The sequence below is a fragment of the Chamaesiphon sp. GL140_3_metabinner_50 genome (genome assembly GCF_025361915.1).
Classification (GTDB): domain Bacteria; phylum Cyanobacteriota; class Cyanobacteriia; order Cyanobacteriales; family Chamaesiphonaceae; genus Chamaesiphon.
Genome location: NZ_JANYJC010000329.1, coordinates 1 through 5,202 on the forward strand (window position 1 = coordinate 1; position 5,202 = coordinate 5,202).

Annotated in this window: 4 protein-coding genes; 2 read left to right on the top strand and 2 right to left on the bottom strand. The window is 44.5% G+C overall.

Annotation, left to right across the window (positions count from 1 at the left end):
• Positions 1-688: 688 nt before the first annotated feature.
• Positions 689-1,960, top strand: coding sequence for a family 10 glycosylhydrolase (locus Q0R35_RS16225; protein WP_295620695.1), 1,272 nt, complete (start codon positions 689-691; stop codon positions 1,958-1,960).
• A gap of 227 nt (positions 1,961-2,187) precedes the next feature.
• Here Q0R35_RS16225 and ugpC read toward each other — a convergent pair whose 3' ends face one another.
• Both ugpC and Q0R35_RS16235 read right to left on the bottom strand, forming a co-directional pair.
• On the bottom strand, positions 2,188-3,345 hold the full coding sequence (gene ugpC / locus Q0R35_RS16230) for a sn-glycerol-3-phosphate ABC transporter ATP-binding protein UgpC (RefSeq protein ID WP_295620698.1): 1,158 nt from the start codon (positions 3,343-3,345) through the stop codon (positions 2,188-2,190).
• Between the two features lie 58 nt (positions 3,346-3,403).
• A complete protein-coding gene (locus Q0R35_RS16235; protein ID WP_295620701.1) occupies positions 3,404-4,327 on the bottom strand; it encodes a carbohydrate ABC transporter permease in 924 nt (307 codons plus the stop codon).
• Positions 4,328-4,547: 220 nt separating this feature from the next.
• Between Q0R35_RS16235 and Q0R35_RS16240 the strand changes: the two genes are divergently transcribed.
• Positions 4,548-5,111 carry a Uma2 family endonuclease gene (locus Q0R35_RS16240; RefSeq protein ID WP_295620704.1) on the top strand — a complete coding sequence of 188 codons (564 nt, stop codon included), beginning with the start codon at positions 4,548-4,550 and terminating at the stop codon, positions 5,109-5,111.
• Positions 5,112-5,202 lie beyond the last annotated feature (91 nt).

Consider the following 5,202-nt stretch of genomic DNA (forward strand, 5'->3'; position numbering starts at 1 on the left):
GTCGGATCGTGCTGTTTTCACTAACTAGGCAGTAGAATAGCTGTTGTCATCAACGCTCCGTGAGGAGCAGGTGTGCCAACACCCGCTCAGAATGCTGGCACTTATTTAAGATGAACTAACAGCTCGAATTGTTTCTATTTGCTGCGAAAAATCAACATTTTGGGACTCTATGGTAAAGTACCATGAATTTGGTCTTCGATTTTAAAATCGAGCCGTCAGTCCACCGATTGTCAATCGCTGTCTGCTAGATCGGCAAGATGAGCCAGTCAGTTCTAGAGGATCTCGATAGTCTACAGCTCCAATCTTCTAAAAGCGTGCGCTCGTGCTGCCTTGTCAAAACATGACGGCAATGACTTTGACTGCTAGATCGGCTATGTGGTTCCAAGCTAACTATCCTCACCGAGTCTAACTATATAATTCCCGCTTTTTCAACCCGACTAGCTAAATTAGAATCTCGATCTCAATTATTTCACTGCCGCCACAACATGGGTGCGATCTAGATTTGCTATTTTAGTCATGCATACTCAGCTCGATGTCTCCCAATCTTCAATACACAACCCATTTAAGATCTTCTTGTGGGGAGGGCGGGTGCTTGGTGCAACGCACGCTGAGGAAACCAATAGCGTCAGGCAAAAATCGCTAGCATAAACAAAGCCATCTACAAACCCGTACATATACACAATTCAATATGGGAACTAAGCAAAATTCAGGCTGTGGTTGCTTAAAAATACCATTATCTGTCGCGATCTTGATGGTGGGCGGTGGCTATTGGTGGCTGATTTATCTCGGTAATGTCACCAAAATTACTAAACTTTTGCCGCCGATTCAATTACCTGCACCGATTGCCAATCTGTTCCCCTCAAAATCTACTAATAGCCAACCTACCCCGCTACCAATCCCCAAACAGAGTTCGCAGCCAATTGCAGTTCGACCACAAGTAGCAGTTGCGCCTGTCCCATCAAAAATCGATTCTAAGCCTCAATTACCTTTACCAATTGCCGCATCGCCATCACCCACTAACCTCCAGAATTCATGGGAAAAGAAAGCAATTAGAGGTATTTATCTGAGTCGCTATCAAATTACTAATAATGCTGACGAACAAACAATTCGCCAAAGAGTTCGGTACTATCGATCGCAAGGGATAAATACCATAATTCATGGCGTGTGGGGGAATGGCTGCACGATGTATAATAGTGAAGTTATGCAGCAAATGTTATGGGCAAAAAGTTGCCCAAATCAGTTTCAAGATCGCTGGCTGGAATGGACGATCGATGAGGCTCACAAACAGGGAATGCAAGTTCATGCTTATTTTGAAAAAGGGATTAAAATCGATAAGAATAGTCCAATTTTCGATCGCGCAATTGCCAAAAAATGGATCGTACCGGGAGTCGATCGAACTTATGCCAAAGTCGAACATTATGTTTTAGATGTTGAGGTGCCAGAAGTTGCCGATCTGTTTAAAAGGATGCTGGCAGAATTTGTGGTTAAATATCCAAAAATTGATGCAGTCCAATGGGATGATTATCTTGGCTATCATGCCGAATTGCCCGGTAAGGTAGATCGAACTGCTAGTTTGACAACTTTCGTCCAACAACTAATTGCAGGCATGAAGGCAGCAAATCCAGCGGTTAGTTTCGATATTTGCCATCATAATCCCTACTGGGCAAAGCGTTATTTTGCTGCCGACTGGGAAAAATGGAAAGTCGATCGCGTCTTTATTCAAGACTACAATGAAAAGAATTTCAAAGACGAATTAAACTATGCAGTAAACTATGCTGGAGTGGCAATTACCGACGGACAACTGCATCGCTTGAAAGAATTGACAGCCAATCCTAAAATCAAAAGCATTCTAATTTTTCCCCTCGCTGGTAAACCAGAGGAAACTGCCGATCGCGTCCAAAAGATCGATCGAGAAAATAGCAGTAATCCTGCGTCAATTCCTCAGGTAATAACCAAATAACCGCTCTAATTTTAGATCGATCGCGCTTTTTTCAGTTGAGATCGATCGTCTCGAAAATCGATCGGGTAATTACTCATCAGCCAAAAACGGCGCGTGAGTTTGCGATCGTCGAAATAGAATTTTTTAATTAGGATCGTTAAATTGCCGTTACATTTTATAGCGGTAAGTCAATCGCGATCGAGACTTAACGATCTGGGATACCCGACTGACAGAGAGCCAGAACGCTGTTAATCTAGATATTCACCATCGATCGAGAATAAATACAGCTTACTAGTATCGATTGCTAATACTAATCGATCGCCAGCTTGAATCGTCCGTGCTGCGGCAATTCGCGCGATTAAAATCGAATTATTGCCCTGACTTCCAGCTTGTCCGCTAGCAGCCTCGTCTGTATCGATTTTATCGATGGGAGCTGTAGCATAGACGATCGTTTCATGACCGAGTAATTCGACAGTTGAAATCGTGACGGTAATTGAATTAGCGGCATCGATGGGGGCAATGCTAAAAGCTTCCGGACGCAAACCCACCAACAGATCTCGATTGAGATATAGTTCTAATTCTCGATATCGATCGAGTGTAGCTGCTGAAATCGTTAAAAATTGTCCGCCAACATCGAGCGTTAAATTGCCCGATTCATCCTTGGCCAAGCGGCTCCGAAAAATATTCATCCCCGGCGAACCGATAAACCCCGCCACAAAAATGTTTGTCGGTCGATCGTACAGGTCTTGTGGCGAACTCACTTGTTGCAGTTTACCCGATCGCATCACCGCGACCCGATCGCCCATCGTCATCGCCTCAACTTGGTCGTGGGTGACATACACCATCGTCGCATTCATCCGCTGCTGAAGCGTGGTAATTTCCGTCCGAATCTGCGATCGCATTTTGGCATCCAAATTAGACAGCGGCTCATCCATCAGAAATACCGCCGGATCGCGGACGATCGCCCGTCCCATCGCTACCCGCTGTCGCTGCCCCCCAGAGAGCTGTTTGGGCTTGCGTTCCATTAATTCAATTAAACCCAGCTTCTCGGCTGCCTCAGCCACCAGTGCATCGATCTGTTGCTTCGACAACTTCAGCATCCGCAGCGGAAACTCTAAATTCTGCCTGACGCTCATGTGTGGGTACAGCGCGTAATTCTGAAACACCATCGCAATATTCCGCTGCTGGGGCGTTTTATCGTTGACAATGCGATCGTCGATGAGAATTTTACCCGCTGAAATATCTTCCAACCCCGCCAGCATCCGCAATGCTGTCGATTTACCACAACCAGAAGGCCCCACAAACACTAGAAATTCACCATCAGCAATTTCTAGCGATAAGTCCTTAATCGCCGTCTGACCATTAGCATAAACCTTAAACACCCGATCGAATTTCACCGTCGCCACAATCCCACCTCCCTATTTCTTACTTCTTACTCCTTACTCCTTACTCATTACTCCCTCCCTACCCCTTCGTCCCCGTCGAAGCCACCCCTTCAACAAACCACTTCTGGAACGCTAAAAACACAATTAAAATCGGTGCTACCATCATCACCCCAAAACTCATAATATCTCCCCACTGAATTGGTGGTAAGGTTTGGAAAGATGCAATTGCCACAGGTAAAGGTCGAACTTTCTCATCGATCGTCACCATTAACGGCCACAGAAAAGACCCCCATTGAGTCAAAAAAGTCAAGATTGTGACAGTGGCGAATACTGGCTTAGAAACTGGGACGATAATTTCAAAAAAAGTCCGCAAGATACTCGCACCATCGATTCTGGCAGCTTCTTCGAGTTCTTTAGGCAAGCCGATAAAGAAAGTATAAAACAAATAAATCGAGAACGCATTGGCAATAAATGGCAGAATTTGAGCCAGATAAGTATTGCGCCAACCCCATAACGTCACCTGAAAAAACAAAGGTACAGCGATCGCTTCAAACGGAATAATCATTAAAGCGAGTACTACCAATAATAGCAAATTGCGACCCCGCCACCGCAGTCGGGCAAAAGCATAGCCAGCCATCGAATTAACTAATAATCCCATTAAGACGATCGAGCTAGTAATGAGTAAAGAGTTAATAAAAAACTGTCCAAAATTGACTCGATCGAACACATCCTGATAGTTTTGAGTGGAAGCGGGGATGGGAATAAACCCTTGAATGGTGCCTGCTTGCGATAATACCAGCTCGTCGGGTTTGAGACTAGCCACGAACATAAATGCGATCGGGGCGATGAATAACAATGCCAGTATAATTAGTAAAGCATAACTACCGATCGCGCTGACACTCGATCTATTCCCCTGTCGATTGGGTGTAAATTGCTCTGGTTGAATCCGTTGGCGTTCGCGCAGCGTCGCGGAGGGAAGCCTTTGGGAATGAACATCGGGCATAATACGATCTCCAACGTATTTAACCTCATCTTAACAACCCTAAAACCTTTTTTATGGGTAAAACAGATTGCTTAATACTTGAAATCCAGTTGCGCTCTAGTTTCACTGCATTTGCAAATCCTTGAAGGGAAAGAGATTATCGAGTTGCGATTTTAGTCTGTTTTCCATCGAGCTAAAATCTGTTAGAGTGATAATACGTCAACACTTGAGAGGGTAAATGATGACGATCGCGACCTATAAGTGGACAATCGATCGATACCATCAGGCGATCGACTCAGGTATTTTTGATGGTCAAAATTTAGAATTATTGCGGGGAGATCTGATCCTGATGCCACCGGAAGGAGAACCCCATGTTTATTTTAGCGATCGTGCTGCCCAGATTCTGCGAAGTCTTCTATTAGGACAAGCGCAAGTCCGGGAAGGTCGTCCCGTCACATTGCCTAATGGTTCGGAGCCACAGCCAGATCTGGCAATCGTCCAACCGCTCGATACTGTCTATCTAGAGCATCATCCCTATTCAGAAAATATCTTGTGGTTGATTGAGTATTCTTACAGCACCCTCAAGTACGATTTAGGTGATAAACAAATCGTCTATGCACAATCAGAGATTCTAGAGTATTGGGTGGTGAATCTCCAAGATTTGCAGCTTACAGTTTTTCAAGATCCATCACCTTTGGGTTATCGGACTGTCACCAACTTTCAGGATGGAACAGTTTCACCTTCAGCATTTCCAAATATATCGATCGAAGTGCGGCGGTTTTTTGATGTTAATCGATCGTCATAACTAATTGCAAACATCATTCGATCGTTTAATTACTCAAAGATGCAAGTAAGTCGATCGTTCGCATCATTTAATCGTGTAAAAATTCTGCTTA